The organism is Methylomonas methanica (genome assembly GCF_001644035.1).
In the GTDB taxonomy this organism is placed as follows: domain Bacteria; phylum Pseudomonadota; class Gammaproteobacteria; order Methylococcales; family Methylomonadaceae; genus Methylomonas; species Methylomonas methanica_A.
On record NZ_LUUG01000105.1, the window covers coordinates 40741 to 56733 of the forward strand.

The following is a 15993-nucleotide window of genomic DNA, read 5'->3' on the forward strand; positions in this document are numbered from 1 at the left end:
TGTCATGCTGATTAACCGTTATCTGCGTAAATTCGCCTACTTATGCAGCGGGCTTTGCCTGGTGCATATGAACGTGCTTGCTCAAGGAAATCCGGCAGACATCGAAGCGACCAACGAATTGCTACCCTTAAGTTGGGAGGAACTTACCGAGCTGGAAGTATCCAGCCTGGCGCGGCAGGAACAAACGGTCAAGGACAGCCCGGCCGCCGCATTCGTGATCACCTCGGAAGACATCCGCCGCTCCGGGGCCACCAGCTTGCCGGAGGTGTTGCGCATGGTGCCCGGCATGAACGTCGCCAAAATCAACGCCTGGAATTGGGCGGTGAGTGCGCGCGGTTTTAACGACCTATATGCCAACAAACTGCAAGTGATGATAGACGGCCGTAGCATCTACGACCCATTAATCAGCGGCGTCTATTGGGGCCAGCAAAACCCGTCGCTGCCGGACATTGAGCGCATCGAAGTGTTACGCGGCCCCAGCGGCAGCTTGTGGGGCGCCAATGCCGTGAACGGCACCATCAACATCATCACCCGTTCGGCTCGTGATACTCAAGGCGGTTTGCTCAATGCCGGCGGCGGCACCGAGGAACGCGGTTTCGGCGGGATTCGTTACGGCCAAAAGTTGTCGGAATCCACCTTTCTGCGCGGCACGATCAGCACCATGGTGCGCGACGCCAGCATCGACTTGGCCGGTAGGCAAGACACGCACGACACCGGCGATACCGAAACCGCCAATTTTCGCCTGGATAGCCAACTCAGCGCCCAGGACAAATTGATGGTGGAAGCCAACGTCTCCCGCTACCGGCTGGGCGGCTACTACATCGGCAAAACCTCGACGACCGCGCCGCTGTGGCAAAACGACGATTTCGGCAGGGACGGTGTGACCGGCAGTTTGCAGGGCAACTGGTCGCATCGCACCGACAGCGGCCACGATTGGCGGCTGAATATGGCGTTTACCCAAACCGAATGGCAACTGGCGGTGAATCGGATGAGCCGCTCGCATTACGATCTGGATTTTCAACACACCTTGCCTGCCATTGATAACCATAAGCTGATGTGGGGTTTGAATTATCAAAACATAGATGACAGCTTCGACAATACGCTAACCCTGGGTTTCGAGCCGAATCAATTCACTCAGCATAATGTCGGCGTGTTTCTGCAGGATCAAATCGATTTGTCCAACGATCTGACCCTGACGCTGGGCAACCGGGTCGAACATTTCACTTTCACCGGCTGGGAAACCGAACCGAATGCCCGACTGCTGTGGACGCCCAACAAGCAGCACAGCGTGTGGGCTGCTGTCTCTCGGGCCGTGGTGTTGCCGAATCGGGCCCAACACAGCATTCGTTTGTTCAAACAAATCCCCGATACCAACCGCTTTTTCGAAGCCAAAGCCAACCCGGATATGCTGACCGAAAATCTGCTGGCCTACGAATTGGGTTGGCGCTGGCAAATATCCAATAGCCTGGATCTCGATAGCGCCTTGTTTTACAACATCTACGACCGGATGCAAGGCACCAAGTTTACCGGCGTCACCTATAACGACCCGACATACGGCACCATCAAACAGGCGACCGTGGCCAATTACCGGCAAGTGGACAGTTACGGCCTGGAATTGGCCGTCAATTACCGGGTAAATCACGATTGGCGGCTGCAAGGCTCTTACAGCGCCAACCAGTTCTCGGTCAATTACGATAAAAATCAGCCCTGGTTTCGCGATCCGCTCACCGAAGAACATTTCAATCCGCAACACAATGTCTCGCTACGCTCTTTGTATAACCTGACCAGCGAAATCGAACTGGATGCCTGGGCGCGGTATGTCGATGAAGTGTATATCGATAGACGCAGCATTCCGGCCTATATCTCGCTGGACTTGCGGCTGGGTTGGCACCCGCACAAAAATCTGGAGTTATCGATAAGCGGGCAAAATCTGCTGGATGATCAACATCCTGAATTCAGCGACGTGCTTTACATACCGGTCGCCAGCCAGATTCAACGCGGCTATCTGGCGCAAATATCCTGGCATTTTTAAGACGGTTGATAGCGCCAATGCGTCTGCTCACCCTTTTGCTACTCAGCATCTGCGTTTGGTTCGCCGGTTTCGCGCGCGCGGAAGAAAATAGCCAAAGCCGCGAGTTTCAATTAAAGACTGCCTATCTGTTTCATTTCGCCGAGTTGGCACAATGGCCCAACCCCGCGCCGGTGACGATTTGTTTGCAAGGTCGCAGCCTGTTACGCGCCTATCTGCCGGTTTTGGAAGGTCAGCAAATCAACGGTAATGCCGTTCATGTCAATCTGGCTGACGCCCCCGATGTCGCCCAATGCAGCATCTTATTTCTAAGCGACCTGGCCGGATTATCGCCGGTATTGACCGAGCAAGCCCGACAACACCATGTATTGTTGGTCGGCGACGTGGAAAATTTCGCTAACCACGGGGGTATGGTGCAATTTACGCTACGCGACAACAGGTTAAAACTGGTGGTAAATTTAGCCGCGGTGAAATCAGCCGATTTAAAGCTGAGTTCGAAATTACTGCGGATGGCCGAAATAATAGAATGACAGCGTCAACAGATCCTCGCATTTCCATCAGCCGCAAGCTGGGTAAAATCCTGCGAGTGATGGTGATGTTAAGCCTGATGGTGGCGACGGTATCGTTGTCGATTCGGGAATATTCGGCTTTGCAGCAGACCATAGGCCAGAAACTGACCTTGACCGCCAATATGATCGGCCAAAACAGCAGTTTTGCCTTGTTGTTCGACGATAATCAAACCGCCCAGGAAGTACTGGATGCGCTGGCCCACGATCCGGACATCATCGCAGGGCAAATCCAAACCCCCAGCGGCGTCACACTGGTCCGTTATGAAAAACCCGCCACCAATTGGCACGGCTGGTGGCCGACCTGGCTGTCGAAAACCCGGCAGATCACACAGCCGATTTTGCATAAAAATAAACAGATTGTCGGCCACATTACCCTAGTTGCCGATCTGAAACGCTCCTATCACTCCTTGCTGTTCAACACTGTGATTAACACCGGCATCATCTTGATAGCCCTCAGTGTGGTAGCGTTGTATGTACAGCGTTTGCAGCGTTCGTTTTTAGGTCCCTTGCTGAAATTGGCCAATACCGCACGGCAAATCGAGAAAGACCACGATTACAGCCGGCGCTCCGATTATTCCGGTAACGACGAAATCAGCGATTTGGCCGAAGCCTTTAATAATATGTTGGCGCAAATCCAGGCGCACGAGACCGATTTGGAAAGCCAGGTTCTCAGCCGGACCCAGGAGCTAGAGTTGGCCAAACAGGACGCGGAATCCGCCAATCAGGCCAAGGGCCAGTTCCTGGCCAATATGAGCCATGAAATCCGCACGCCGATGAACGCGATTGTCGGCTTGGTGGAATTGTGCCTGAACAGCGAACTGAGCTTTAAACAGCGCGAATATCTGAAACGGGTGGAGTCGTCCGCGCATTCCTTGATGACACTGATCGGCGACATTCTGGATTTCTCCAAAATGGAAGCCGGCAAGATGCAGATGGAAACCATCCCCTTCCTGCTGGAAGAAATGCTGGAGCACGTGTTTTCGACGATGTTGCAACTGAGCGCGAACAAGGGCATTCAACTGATCAGGCCGCCCGCAGGACCGGAGTATCATGCGGTGATCGGCGACCCGCAACGGCTGCGGCAGGTTTTGATCAATCTGATCGGTAACGCCATCAAGTTTACCGAGCACGGCGAGATAATAGTCAGCTTCAGCGAAATCAGCCGCGACACTCACTCGGTGCGCTTGCAATTCGCGATCAGCGACACCGGCATCGGCATCACCGCCGAGCAGCAAACCAAGCTATTCCAGGCCTTCAGTCAGGGCGACAGCAGTGTAACCCGCAACTACGGAGGGACCGGCCTCGGTTTAATCATCTCCAAACAGTTGATAGAACAGATGGGCGGCAGTATAGAAGTCAGCAGCAAACCAGGCATTGGCTCCACCTTTACCTTTAACGTGCTGCTTGGGGCCACCGATTTGAATACCATCCGCAATTTCCAAATCCGCCGTCACCGCACCAGCATAGACATCGGAAAATTGGCGCGGCTGCACGGGCGGCGGGTTTTGCTGGTGGAAGACAACGAAATCAATCGCATCGTCGCCATCGAGCTACTGGAACAAGCGCAATTACAAGTGGATATTGCCGAAAACGGCGAACTGGCCTTGGATAAGTTGCGGCATACCGACTACGACTGTGTGCTGATGGATGTGCAAATGCCGGTGATGGACGGCTATCAGGCTACTCGGCTGTTACGGCAAATCCCGGCTTGCCGCGACATACCGGTCATTGCGATGACCGCCAACGTGATGAACGGCGATCATCAACACTGCCTGGCCGCCGGCATGAACGACTTCATAGGCAAACCGATTCTGCCGGCCACGCTTTACGAGGCTTTATTGAAATGGATTAAACCCGTTGCCGGTCATCCTTTGGACATCGGATAGAGTTGTTCCAACGTCCTATTTTCCCCAAGGCATCACCGGCACCGTAGACACGCTGTTGGCCGGCGCCCCTTCAATCACTCTGCGGCTAATTGCCAGATAAACCAGGGTGTTGTGCTTGGCATCCCACAACCGGGTAATGTTGGTAGACTTGAAAAACAGCGAGGTGCTTTCCGAAAACACTGTTTCTTCCGAACCCAGTTTGGCCGGCAATGTGATAGGACCGATTTGCCGGCAAGCCAAGGAAAACTCCGACGGATCTTCCGACAGGCCCAAGCCGCCGGAAATACCGCCGGATCTGGCCTGACTGATATGGCAAATCACGTTGGGGATTTTCGGATCTTCGAACACATCGACGCAAACTTTGTGATTGGCGCCGATCAGTTTCCAGGCCGTGGTCACGCAACCCACTTCATCGGCCTGCGCCGCACCGGCCAGCATTAGCAATAGGCCGCAGCATAAGCGGCCGCCACGTTTTAAGGATATTTTCAGCATAAATTTCTCCCAGACAGTGAGTTGATGGAGGCAGACGGGCTCAGGGTAACAAGCGCCAGTCGCTAAAACAAGCCGCCTGACCGACATAGCGTTGCGCACTATCGTAAACATTCCAGACCACCGCCTGCTCGATCAAAAAGCGTTTGCCGGATTTGGCGATACGCACGCCGGAATAATTGTCGATATAACCCTGGCTGGCGACTTGATTCAGCAAGCGTTCGCGCTCTTCGCGGTTGACCGGTTCCGCCGAAAAACGCGACGGCATGCCGACAAACTCCGGCCAAGATAACTCGAATAAGTCCTGCGCAGTTTGGTTGGCGTAATTAAATAAGGGATCGGCGTCGGTGTTATGCGACAGCAAGGCGAAATCGGCCTGATAGACTTGCCGGCCTAGCGACAAGCTTGCGGACTTTTCCAGCAAGGGCTTGCCCAGTAACTGCCGATAACTGTGCAACAACAATTGGATATGGGTTTCGTAAAAATCGTTTTCCGGACTGGGTGCTGGCAAATCGAGCATGGCAATCGGTTACACACCGGGATGGTAAAGTTCTTTTTTATAAACCGCGCTGATTTGCCGGCCGTCCCACACATAACAATAATGCGCGCCTTGCTTGACCGGCGCCAGCAAGCGGGGTTTAAAGACCGCCACGCATTCGCCGCCCGCCGCCCGCACGCTGGAATAGACGATACCGTCTGCGCCGTCCGCGCGCAACTGCCTGGCCAAGGCCTGCGCGGCTGCATAATTGCCGGTGTCGGCATCGTAAATATCAGGCATTTCAACTTGCAGATCGCGAATATCGTGTAGATCGGCATTCAAATCGGAGGCATAACTGCGCATGTCGATTTCAAGCGGTGCCTGTTGAGTCGCGGCCATAAACCGTTTGCGATGAAAGCAGGTCTCGGCTATCGCGGTATCGATGTCTTTGGCAGCGTAATACACGCCGTAACTGCCGTCGCAAAACCGGCTACCCTCCGGATTCAGATGAGTAAACGCCGCCATGATCGGCGTAGTCCCCGGTCCGGAAATACGGTCCGCCGCCGCGACCAAACTAATTTCGCCGGCTTCGTCGCGCAAACGGTCGTTAGTCAGCGCTTCGATGGCAAACACCACGCCCAGATCGGCCGGGTTGGCCACTCTATCGAACAAGCCGGTCGGCGGAAACCGGCTGGGAATCAGTCGCCAGCAAGGTCGCCAGTCTATCCGGCTGATCTTGGGCACCGTCATTAGGCCCAACCGCACTGCGCATCCAGATACTGGCGCACCACGTATAAATCCGCCACCCGCCCGGACAACATGCGTTGCAACGCGGTTTGCCCGGAGAACAGCGCCGCGTGATTGGGCTGGTGCAACCAACCATCCGCCGCTTCGGGTTTAGGCAGCAAAATCTGCAAGGCCTTATAAATGCCGAAGATATACGACAGCCTTTCCAATTTATCGCCGTTAAGACTGGCCGTTTCCGGGTTTTTCTTCCATTTAAAATAGGTGCTGCGCGAATCCAGCCCCAATAGCACCATGGCCTGTTCGACATTCAAACGCCAGACGTCGGCGATATTGAAAAACGTCCGTAACGCGGCACCGGCCACCATCGCGCTATCGGCGGGTAATTGCGCATGAGCGGTTGACAACATAAGCCCTCCAAAACAACTTATCTAAACTTTACTTTAAAATAAGTCTATTTATGGACTTTGTCAACAACTGGGCGGAAGCAATATCAAACAAGCTCCCGAACCAACTCAGCCAATATCCGCAGACCACACTCGGCTTGTTCTTCATCAGCGTGACTGAAATTCAGGCGCAGCTGGCCACTGGTCTCTACGTCCATCGGCAAGAAGGCTTCGCCGGGCATAAACGCCACGCCTGCTTTTATGGCTTTGGGCAACAGCTGGCGGGTATCGACTTGATGGTTCAGCGTCAGCCAGAAAAACAAACCGCCGGGCGGGGTTTGCCAACTGGCCAGATCGGAAAAGTGACGGCGCAGCGCGGTTTCGAACGCATCGCGGCGCTGGCGATAATGTCCGGCCAATTCCACCAACTGCTGGGTTCGGGCTGGATCGTTCAGTTGTTGCAGCACCAACCATTGACTAATGCGATTGCTGTGTAAATCGGCCGCCTGCTTCAGCCGGGTCAAAAAAGGCATTAGTTCCGGCGACGCCACCAGATAGCCCAGGCGCAAGCCCGGTGCCAAACTTTTCGAAAACGATCCCTGATAAATCCACGGCGCGTGTTGCAAGCGGGCGCAAACCGGGGTGCGCTCGCAGTCGTCATAAACCAGATCGCGGTAAGGGTCGTCTTCAAACAACGGAATATTCGTCGCATCGCAAGCGGCAGCCAAGGCAGCACGCTCCGATGCATCCAGGCAGCGCCCGCTGGGGTTCTGGAACGTCGGAATTGCATAGGCAAACGCCGGCTTTTCCTGCTTAAAAGTATCCGGATCGGGCGTTCCAGCATCGTAAGCCACGAAGCGGGCGCCGAAAAAGCGAAACACCTGCAATGCCGCCAGATAAGTCGGCGCCTCCACGGCCACCGGCGTGCCGGGATCGATGAACAATTTAGCGACCAAATCGATGCCTTGCTGCGATCCTGACAGGATCAACACTTGTTCAGCTGAACATTGCAGCCCCAAGCTTTGCATGTCTTCGGCGATCCGCTCGCGCAATTCCACTTCGCCTTCGCTGGCACCGTATTGCAGCACGTGCTGCGGCATGGCTTGCAGGTTGAATTGAGGAAAGCTGTCCAGCGAAGGTAAGCCACCGGCAAAGGAAATCATGCCGGGTCGGTCGACGACGGCCAGGATTTCGCGGATCGGCGAAGGATGCAGATCTTGGGTACGAGTGGAAAAGCGGATAGGGTGTTGCAGTAAAAATGAGTTCATGGCAGGCGTTGATAAACGTCAATAAAGTTGACCTATAGCCATGCTAATAGCTACCTGCCTATAATGTCAACATGGTTGACCAAATATCCACTATCGATAATCCCCCTCTTGATGAAACATTGACGCCGGACATGCGCGAAGCAGCGTTGCGCCTGGCTATCGAACAGTTTTACTTCGGCTACCGCGCCTTTACCGTACAGCCGGACCGCATCCTGGCCGAGCGCGGTCTGGGGAGAGTGCATCACCGAATCTTGTATTTCGTCGGCCGCAATCCGCGGATTTCCGTGAACGCGCTGCTGGGCATGCTCAGCGTCAGCAAACAAGCCTTGAACGCACCGTTACGGCAACTCTTGGATATGCAGTTAGTCATGATAGACACCGCCACGCACGATAAACGAGTACGCGAACTAAGCTTAACGGCGGCCGGAGCGGAACTGGAAGCGCAACTCACCGGTACCCAAATGCAACAGCTGCAAACAGTATTCGCACAAGTCGGCGCCAACGCGGAGGCGGGCTGGCGTCAGGTTATGCGTAGCTTGAGCGGACAAGGCTGAAAGCCAATAGAGGAGAAACGACGGTGCGCGAGAAAATCGACGCCATCTACCAAAGCGAATCCCGCCACATACTGGCAACCTTGATTCGGCTGCTCGGCGATTTCGATGTTGCCGAGGAAGCGCTGCACGACGCGTTTCGCGCCGCACTCGAACAATGGCCGCGCGACGGCGTACCCGCCAATCCGCGCGCCTGGCTGGTCTCCGCCGGCCGCTTCAAGGCCATCGACGGCCAGCGCCGGCAAGCCCGCTTCGACATGCTGGAAGATGCCGATACTTTGGCCGATCCGGCCAGCGAAACCAACGATACGGATGACGAAGGTCTGGAAGACGACCGCCTGCGGCTGATCTTCACCTGTTGCCATCCGGCATTGTCCCCCGATGCGCAAGTCGCATTGACGCTACGCGAGGTTTGCGGCCTGGCGACCGAAGAAATCGCCCGTGCCTTCCTGACACCAACACCAACGCTTGCCCAGCGCATCGTCCGCGCCAAAACCAAGATCCGCGACGCCCGCATTCCTTACCAAGTACCCGCGCCCGCCGAACTAGCCGACCGCTTGGACTCAGTGCTGCGGGTGGTTTATCTAGTGTTCAACGAAGGTTACTCTGCTTCGTCCGGCGCTACGCTAACCCGGCACGATTTGTCGGAAGAAGCGATACGCTTGGGACGTTTGTTGGTCGAATTACTGCCGGAACCGGAAGCGCAAGGCTTACTGGCCTTAATGCTGCTGCACGAATCGCGCCGGGCCGCCAGAGCCACAGCCGACGGCGAACTGATTTTATTGGATGACCAAGACCGCAGCTTGTGGGATAGGGAACGCATCGCGGAAGGTTCGACACTGGTGCAGCGGGCCTTAGTGTCGCAGCGCTTTGGCCCTTATGCCGTGCAAGCCGCCATCGCCGCAGTTCACGCCAATGCCGGCCATGCCGCCGCCACGGACTGGCCGCAAATCGTCGCACTCTACGACGTCTTGTTGCGCATCGATGCCTCGCCGGTGATCGAATTAAACCGGGCTGTAGCAATAGCAATGCGGGATGGACCTGCAGCCGGGCTTGCTTTGATCGATGCCATTTTACAGAACGGCGACCTTAGCGATTATCACCTGGCACACGCGGCGAGGGCAGACTTGTACCGGCGTCTGGGCAGAACCGACGAAGCGATCACAGCTTACGAGCAAGCCCTGGCTTTAACGCGGCAGGAACCGGAGCAACGCTTTTTGGCGCGCAGATTGCGCGAAGTCCGTGCCGAGTGACAAGATTAGTGAAACATGGGTGATTGCTTTTAAAGTGGTATGTCATTATTTGCGTCGCGCACCAGACGCGCTTTTTGACACAACAAATGAAAAGTTTCGCGCCCCATCGTACTGATAAAGCAAGTTCGGCCAAAACCCACCCGACGTAAAAAAAATAGGTGCCACGCGCCACGAAATTGCGAAGATACGCCACCATCCCCATTCCTTGCGCCAATTGAAGTCGGGCCATTGTAGCCTCGATGCAGCGTTAGCGGAATCGAGGGCGTCGGCCTGCCGGCCATCAAACCCACATCGGCAATTAAAAGGAACTGGCCTTCGAAACCTCGATTCCATCGAGGCTACTTGCTCCTTTAACTCCCGCGCAATAGGCGCAAGCTTGCGAACGTCCTAATTAACGCGATTGTTAGCTGTTTCTGACGACGTTGAAAAAAGAGCATGGCATATCAGACCCAAGAAAAGTTAAAGGATTTTTGGGGCCAAGTACATATTCAGGCCACTTTTCAGATAGCTTTTGAACAGTTTGATCATCAAAATTGATAGAGCGATGAACCGTCATTGAATTCTCAGTAATATCGATCAGATAATCGACTATTTCACAAACCTTTTCACTGCCAATTATTGCAGGAATCGTTATTCGAGCTGAACTTGAGAATGTGTCTAGGCAGATATGAATTAATACCTCCTTATACTTACTTGTTTCTGTTAAAAATTTTGAATAGTCGAACTGTCTGTTATCTCGCAATTGGATATTAACGTCATATATATCCTGATGCTCCATCAATCAATGTCGCCTTTTCAGCCCACCGCCGCCTGAGTGAATTGATAGATACAATGTATCTCAGTGCTTGGGGAGCCGATCCGATTTTCGTCCACTCATTTGGAGCAACTTCTTTAAACGAAAATGGATCAAGATCAACATACTTCTTGGCAACAGCATCCCTCTCAGGAGGTAGTATTGGCTGCAAATCATTATAATCAGTACAGAACTTCCAGAATCCATTATCAATATCCCTCATCAGTTGCAACAATCGTTCAATGTCATCCGCGTGGCCACTTCTAAAATGGGCAACCCTGTTCCTTATATGTACAATCTCACCTAGTTTGACTTCCCATATCTGCTTCGGAGGTAAATACTCCGAAAACAGATCCCAGTTATTTTGAACTAGTCCAACAAGTTCAGTAAATGTAGTAAAACTTAGCGGGTTATCATCGGCTGTAGGTATATGCGTAAAAGCTTTATCTGCTTCATAGATACTTTTAGTTTTATTGAAGTTAAACCAATTCCTACCTTTCTTCGTCTTTAATTCAACATACACCATTTCCCTCAGCCATTTTTCAAGCTGCCAGAGGCGCGCATACAAAATGAGGGCGCCTTCGTCGACCTCTGATATTTTATCCAATTCTGAGAACATAGAACCTTATCCAGTTTGGCGACTAACTAGTAATTAGATGATTTCCGTATATTTATTGAAAATACTCTTTGAAACGATAATTTTTTGATATGCATATAATTGTCCCTTCTGTATATCATCGGTGACGAAAAAATTTTGTCTGGTAATGATCCAATTCCCGCCTTTGAATCACGTTAGGTGATAGGCAGAAACGGGTCGGCAAACGTTATTCAGCGTACCTGAAAACAGTCATTCCGGAACCTCTGCTTTCAGAAAACCCCAATGTCTAGTACTTGTAGGTTTCATGCCAGTACAGTTGCATACCAAGTCTCCCAATCAATCTCTAGTAACCAAAGCCAATCGGTTTTTTCATGAGTTGTGACAACCGGCAACCGGAGAATAGTTATCTGGCTTGCCGGGCTAAATACTGCATTTCTTTGGCCCCGGCCAGGTAATGGCGATGAAACTCCCCTAGGCTCGGTTCGGAAACGGTTTTCTCTAAATAACTGTTCAACACCGGCAGTTGCTGCCGGGCAATCTGTTGGGCATTGGGATGGCGAATTGCGGTAAGAAATGACGAGAGGCTGGTCACCACTTGTCCGCCTTTTGGTTTGAGCGACACTTTGGCGAGGTTATCGACCAGCTGCGGCGTGTACTTCAACATATAGTCGGCATAGCGGCGGATCTGCGGAATCTGTTCCTCCAATTCCTGCCGTTCTGCGTCGAAATCTTCGCGAAGCAGAATTTTCTTGTCGGCAAACACCACTGGCGCTGACTCCGAGGTATCGCAAGCCCAACCGGGTTGCGGCTTTAATAGCTCGGCTTGAAATTGCTCGTCACGATACGGGTAAAACGGCATGGTTCGGCAGCGTGAGGGTTTATCGGCGTGAATCCCGCAAAGATTATCGGGCGCCAGCGCCGGACACGGAAACGACGGTGGAATATAGGCGGTGGGTACTATCAATACCGCCAGTTCTTTCTTGTTGGCCAGCTTTATCGTGGCTCCCAGCCGCGACACCATCGCAAAGTCTTTACCGCCTTGCCGCACCGGTGTCCAGACCATGGCCAACGGAAAGCGGTCGGCATGCTTAAACGCATCGTTTACCGTCAGCGGCAACTGTCCATAACAGCATTTGCCGCACGCGGTGCAGAGAAAACGCTGCGTCATTCCTGCTCTAATTCAGTCGTGGTGCCGCAGCATTTTTTGGCTTTCTTGCCCGACCCGCACGGACAGGGATCGTTACGCCCCACTTTGCTGACGACCCGCTGAGTCACCTTGGGATTGAGATCGCCGCTGACATACAGCCACTCGCCGTTTTCGCGGCGGAAACTGGCCAACTCGGTTTGCACCCTATCCTGTTTGTCGCGGCGAAATTTTATGGTGAACTCGACTTGCGCCGTATCGCCGGTTTCCGTGGCGTTACGGATTTCCAGGCTGCGCCACTCGCATTCTTCCGCCATCCGCTCGGCTTCCGCCCGATTAAAGTCGTCTTTAATTTCCGGGGCATGAGTACGCTCGATATGATCCAGCTTTCGTTGTACGAAGGCCGTGTAACGCGAACGCATCAAGGCTTCGGCGGTGGGCGCCAGCGCACCATCGATGATAGGGCCGCAGCATTCGGCATATTCCAGTTTGGAGCCGCAAGGGCATAGCGTCATCGTTGATCTCCGGTCAGATTGTGAAAAATTGAGGTCGATTTGTTCATGGTAAGCGACAGCCGGCTTCGGCTCAACGCTAATGCGCGAGAAACTGTAACTATCACTACCACGGTTTTTCGTCAGTTAATCTCAGCAATAGGCTGATGCAAAGGCGCATTAACAAAAAACTTTTGTATCTATTCAGCAATTGTGAGGGGTAGGGTGGATAAGTCGTGCGCATCCACCAAGGTTGCCGGATGCGCACGACTTATCCAGCCTACGATTGCTTTAGGCTGTATTGACTGAATAATTACAAACTTTTTGTCTAAGCGCGTTTTGGCTGTCGAATTTGCCCAGACCCGAACGACTATTCGGTACAAACACTATTTTTAGCCCGAGGAATTGACTATGAAATACCTATGCCTGATTTGCGCCGAAACCGTGATGGAGGGAATGTCGGATGACGCGGCAGCGAAACATTTTGATGAATACACCGAATTTACCCAAGCCATTCGCGACAGCGGCCATTACCTGAGCTGCAATCGGCTGCTGCCGGCCAATGCCGCCATCACGCTGCGAGTGCGCGGCGGCAAAGTGAGCATTACCGACGGCCCGTTCGCGGAAACCAAGGAACAGCTCGTCGGGTATTATTTGATCGAAGCCGACGATCTGAACGAAGCCATCCAGGTGGCCGCGCGGATTCCCGGAGCGAAACTGGGTTGCGTGGAAATCCGGCCGGTAGCGGAAGATCCGAAAACCTTGGAAGCACTGGGGCTGGTTAAATGAAATGCGGCCCGGACCTGGCGGACGAAAAAAATTTTGACGCGTTGTCGATTTAAGCAACCGCCGTTCGACTAAGGATGCAAGCCATAGTTATCAAAACTCAACTCCAAACGAGGAAAACCCGATGACCACCATTAAACCCATACCCGACGGCTACCACTCGCTTACCCCTTATCTGGTGGTGCAAGACGCAGCACAGGCTCTAGAATTTTATAAAAACGCCTTCGCGGCCAGCGAGCTATCCCGCCTGAATACGCCGGACGGCAACATAGCTCACGCCGAATTCAAAATAGGCGATTCAATATTCATGCTTGCCGACGAAAATCCGCACTGTACCGATCATTCGCCGGTAACCCTGGGAGGCACGCCGGTCAAGCTGTTCTTGTACATCAACGATGTCGATGCGGTGTTTACCGCCGCGATCAAGGCCGGGGCCACGCAAACCATGCAGCCCACCAATCAATTCTGGGGCGACCGGATGGGTGCGGTGAGCGATCCATTTGGCCATCAATGGATGATTGCCACGCATGTCGAAGATGTCGACCCCAGCGAAATGCCCAGCCGCATGGCCGCATTTTTCGCGGCGCAAGCGGCGGGCGGCGAAACTGCATAACACCGGCAACCGGTATTTCTATCAATTTTGTAAAAGGAGCCGATATGGCCACACAAATTTTCGTCAACTTAGCCGTGAAAAATCTACCTAACTCCATGGCCTTTTTTACCAGACTGGGTTACACCTTCAATCCGCAATTTACCAACGACGATGGAGCTTGCATGATCGTCAGTGACGATATTTTCGTGATGTTGCTGACCGAGAATTTCTTCCAATCCTTCACGCCCAAAGCCATTTGCGACGCCACAAAAAGTACGGAAATGTTGCTGTGCCTATCGGCGGAAAGCCGGGAAAAAGTCGATACCATGGTCAGCACGGCCATCGCCGCCGGCGGCACGCTTTACAAGGAACCGCAAGATCACGGCTTTATGTATGCTCACGGCTTTCAGGATCTGGATGGCCACATCTGGGAATATTGTTACATGGAGCCCGGCGCGGTGTGCCAAGGCTGAAGGAGACCGGCATGAAATATATGTTAATGATTTATCTTGAAGAACACAGCCTGGACGAAGCCGAGCGGCAAGCCTGTTATGTCGAGTCCACCCAACTCGCGCACAAACTCAAAGCCGACGGCCAATATTTGGCCGCCAGCCCCTTACAGCCCACCGCCATGGCTACCAGTGTGCGGGTACGCGACGGCAAACGCTTCGTCACCGACGGCCCGTTTGCGGAAACTCGCGAACAACTGGGCGGCTACTATCTGGTCGACGCTCAGGATCTGGACGCCGCCATCGCTATCGCCGAACAGATTCCGATGGCGCGCAAGGGCACCGTCGAAGTGCGGCCGCTGATAGAGATTCCTGGCCTGCCCGGCGATTGAACCTACCAAGCTTTAGGAGAAAACCATGATCAAAGCCATCCTTATCGTTTTACTCGTAATACTCCTCGCAATGCTGATCTACGCGGCGACCAAACCGGATACTTTCCGCGTACAACGCTCAATCACTATCAAAGCGACCCCGGAAACGATTTTTCCGTTGATCAACGATTTGCACAGCATGCAGACCTGGTCGGCTTGGGAAAAAGTGGATCCCGGCATGAAGCGGACATACAGAGGCGCAACCAGCGGGCCGGGTGCGGTCTATGAATGGGAAGGCAACCAGGAAATCGGCCAGGGGCGCATGGAGATTATTGACGTGACACCGCCCGCGAAAATAAGCATCCGCATGGATTTCATCAAACCGTTTCCGGCGCAAAACACCCTAGAATTTGTTCTGCAAACCGAGGGTAACTCGACCCACGTCACTCAGGCGATCTTCGGCCCCAGCCCTTATATTTCCAAAGTAATGAGCCTGGTGTTCAGCATGGACAAGATGATAGGCGGGAAATTCGAGGAAAGTTTGGCCGAGCTAAAAGCCACTGCCGAAAAATAATCAGCTATTTCAATTACAGAGGAAAAGCCATGAATCCAACAGAACAAACAGCTGAATCGCGGGAACTTGGACTGACGCGTTTGATCGATGCGCCAGCCGAGAAACTCTATAGAGCATGGACCGAACCGGTGCTGCTCAAGCAATGGTTTTGTCCGAAGCCCTGGACCGTGGCCTCTGCCGAACTCGATGTCAGAGCCGGCGGCACCAGCATCATCGTGATGCGCAGCCCGGAAGGCCAGGAGTTTCCCAACCAAGGTATCTATCTTGAAGTTGTGCCAAACGAGCGTTTGGTGTTCACCGACGCCTACACCAACGCCTGGGAACCCTCCGCCAAACCCTTCATGACCGGCATCGTCACGTTTACGCCTGAAGACGGAAAAACCCGTTACACCGCTCGGGTGTTGCATTGGAGCGCGGTAGATCGGAAAACCCACGAAGAGATGGGTTTTCACGAAGGCTGGGGCAAGGCCACCGACCAACTGGCCGAGCTGGTAGCCAGTTTGTAAGCCGGGAAACCGGTCATTACTTTTTATATTTTACCG

The 15993-nt window shown here is 53.4% G+C and carries 19 protein-coding genes; 11 read left to right on the forward strand and 8 right to left on the reverse strand.

Annotated features, from left to right (window positions below; genetic code table 11):
- Positions 1-4: 4 nt before the first annotated feature.
- From A1332_RS19440 to A1332_RS19450, 3 genes are read left to right on the forward strand one after another with little or no spacing between them, the layout of a single operon-like run.
- The gene (locus A1332_RS19440; protein WP_064010077.1) at positions 5-2032 is read left to right on the forward strand and encodes a TonB-dependent receptor plug domain-containing protein; all 2028 of its coding nucleotides are present in this window, start codon (positions 5-7) and stop codon (positions 2030-2032) included.
- Positions 2033-2049: 17 nt separating this feature from the next.
- The gene (locus A1332_RS19445; RefSeq protein ID WP_064010078.1) at positions 2050-2559 is read left to right on the forward strand and encodes a YfiR family protein; all 510 of its coding nucleotides are present in this window, start codon (positions 2050-2052) and stop codon (positions 2557-2559) included.
- Positions 2556-4484 (forward strand): hybrid sensor histidine kinase/response regulator, encoded by a 1929-nt coding sequence (locus A1332_RS19450; protein WP_064010079.1) that lies wholly within the window; start codon positions 2556-2558, stop codon positions 4482-4484. The genes A1332_RS19445 and A1332_RS19450 overlap by 4 nt, the downstream gene beginning before the upstream one ends.
- Before the next feature lie 15 nt (positions 4485-4499).
- On the opposite strand, the gene A1332_RS19455 is transcribed toward A1332_RS19450, so the two are convergent.
- From A1332_RS19455 to A1332_RS19475, 5 genes are all read right to left on the reverse strand, one after another.
- Positions 4500-4976 (reverse strand): CreA family protein, encoded by a 477-nt coding sequence (locus tag A1332_RS19455; RefSeq protein ID WP_064010080.1) that lies wholly within the window; start codon positions 4974-4976, stop codon positions 4500-4502.
- Between the two features lie 40 nt (positions 4977-5016).
- Positions 5017-5493 (reverse strand): MEKHLA domain-containing protein, encoded by a 477-nt coding sequence (locus A1332_RS19460; protein ID WP_064010081.1) that lies wholly within the window; start codon positions 5491-5493, stop codon positions 5017-5019.
- Between the two features lie 9 nt (positions 5494-5502).
- The gene (locus A1332_RS19465; RefSeq protein ID WP_064010082.1) at positions 5503-6201 is read right to left on the reverse strand and encodes an RES family NAD+ phosphorylase; all 699 of its coding nucleotides are present in this window, start codon (positions 6199-6201) and stop codon (positions 5503-5505) included.
- Positions 6201-6605, reverse strand: a complete 405-nt coding sequence (locus tag A1332_RS19470; RefSeq protein WP_064010083.1) for an MbcA/ParS/Xre antitoxin family protein — start codon at positions 6603-6605, stop codon at positions 6201-6203. The genes A1332_RS19465 and A1332_RS19470 overlap by 1 nt, the downstream gene beginning before the upstream one ends.
- An 83-nt stretch (positions 6606-6688) precedes the next feature.
- A complete protein-coding gene (locus tag A1332_RS19475; protein WP_064010084.1) occupies positions 6689-7849 on the reverse strand; it encodes a PLP-dependent aminotransferase family protein in 1161 nt (386 codons plus the stop codon).
- A gap of 71 nt (positions 7850-7920) precedes the next feature.
- Here A1332_RS19475 and A1332_RS19480 point away from each other — a divergent pair, with 71 nt between their 5' ends.
- The gene (locus A1332_RS19480; RefSeq protein ID WP_064010085.1) at positions 7921-8403 is read left to right on the forward strand and encodes a MarR family winged helix-turn-helix transcriptional regulator; all 483 of its coding nucleotides are present in this window, start codon (positions 7921-7923) and stop codon (positions 8401-8403) included.
- A gap of 23 nt (positions 8404-8426) precedes the next feature.
- Positions 8427-9653, forward strand: a complete 1227-nt coding sequence (locus A1332_RS19485; protein ID WP_064010086.1) for an RNA polymerase sigma factor — start codon at positions 8427-8429, stop codon at positions 9651-9653.
- A 755-nt stretch (positions 9654-10408) separates the two neighbouring features.
- Here A1332_RS19485 and A1332_RS19495 read toward each other — a convergent pair.
- From A1332_RS19495 to A1332_RS19505, 3 genes are all read right to left on the reverse strand, one after another.
- The gene (locus A1332_RS19495) at positions 10409-11065 is read right to left on the reverse strand and encodes a Swt1 family HEPN domain-containing protein (RefSeq protein ID WP_064010088.1); all 657 of its coding nucleotides are present in this window, start codon (positions 11063-11065) and stop codon (positions 10409-10411) included.
- Positions 11066-11447: 382 nt separating this feature from the next.
- Positions 11448-12212: a YkgJ family cysteine cluster protein gene (locus A1332_RS19500; RefSeq protein ID WP_064010089.1), complete on the reverse strand. Its 765-nt coding sequence runs from the start codon at positions 12210-12212 to the stop codon at positions 11448-11450.
- Positions 12209-12703, reverse strand: a complete 495-nt coding sequence (locus A1332_RS19505) for a YchJ family protein (RefSeq protein WP_064010090.1) — start codon at positions 12701-12703, stop codon at positions 12209-12211. Before A1332_RS19505 ends, A1332_RS19500 begins: the two co-directional genes overlap by 4 nt.
- Before the next feature lie 387 nt (positions 12704-13090).
- On the opposite strand from A1332_RS19505, the gene A1332_RS19510 reads away from it, so the two are divergent.
- The 6 genes from A1332_RS19510 to A1332_RS19535 all read left to right on the forward strand — a co-directional run bounded on the left by A1332_RS19510 (position 13091) and on the right by A1332_RS19535 (position 15957).
- Positions 13091-13468 carry a YciI family protein gene (locus A1332_RS19510; protein WP_064010091.1) on the forward strand — a complete coding sequence of 126 codons (378 nt, stop codon included), beginning with the start codon at positions 13091-13093 and terminating at the stop codon, positions 13466-13468.
- 121 nt (positions 13469-13589) lie between these two features.
- On the forward strand, positions 13590-14078 hold the full coding sequence (locus tag A1332_RS19515) for a VOC family protein (RefSeq protein WP_064010092.1): 489 nt from the start codon (positions 13590-13592) through the stop codon (positions 14076-14078).
- A 44-nt stretch (positions 14079-14122) separates the two neighbouring features.
- Positions 14123-14530 carry a VOC family protein gene (locus A1332_RS19520; RefSeq protein ID WP_064010093.1) on the forward strand — a complete coding sequence of 136 codons (408 nt, stop codon included), beginning with the start codon at positions 14123-14125 and terminating at the stop codon, positions 14528-14530.
- A gap of 11 nt (positions 14531-14541) precedes the next feature.
- The gene (locus A1332_RS19525) at positions 14542-14898 is read left to right on the forward strand and encodes a YciI family protein (protein WP_064010094.1); all 357 of its coding nucleotides are present in this window, start codon (positions 14542-14544) and stop codon (positions 14896-14898) included.
- Between the two features lie 25 nt (positions 14899-14923).
- On the forward strand, positions 14924-15451 hold the full coding sequence (locus A1332_RS19530) for an SRPBCC family protein (protein ID WP_064010095.1): 528 nt from the start codon (positions 14924-14926) through the stop codon (positions 15449-15451).
- Between the two features lie 29 nt (positions 15452-15480).
- Positions 15481-15957, forward strand: coding sequence for an SRPBCC family protein (locus tag A1332_RS19535; protein WP_064010096.1), 477 nt, complete (start codon positions 15481-15483; stop codon positions 15955-15957).
- Positions 15958-15993 lie beyond the last annotated feature (36 nt).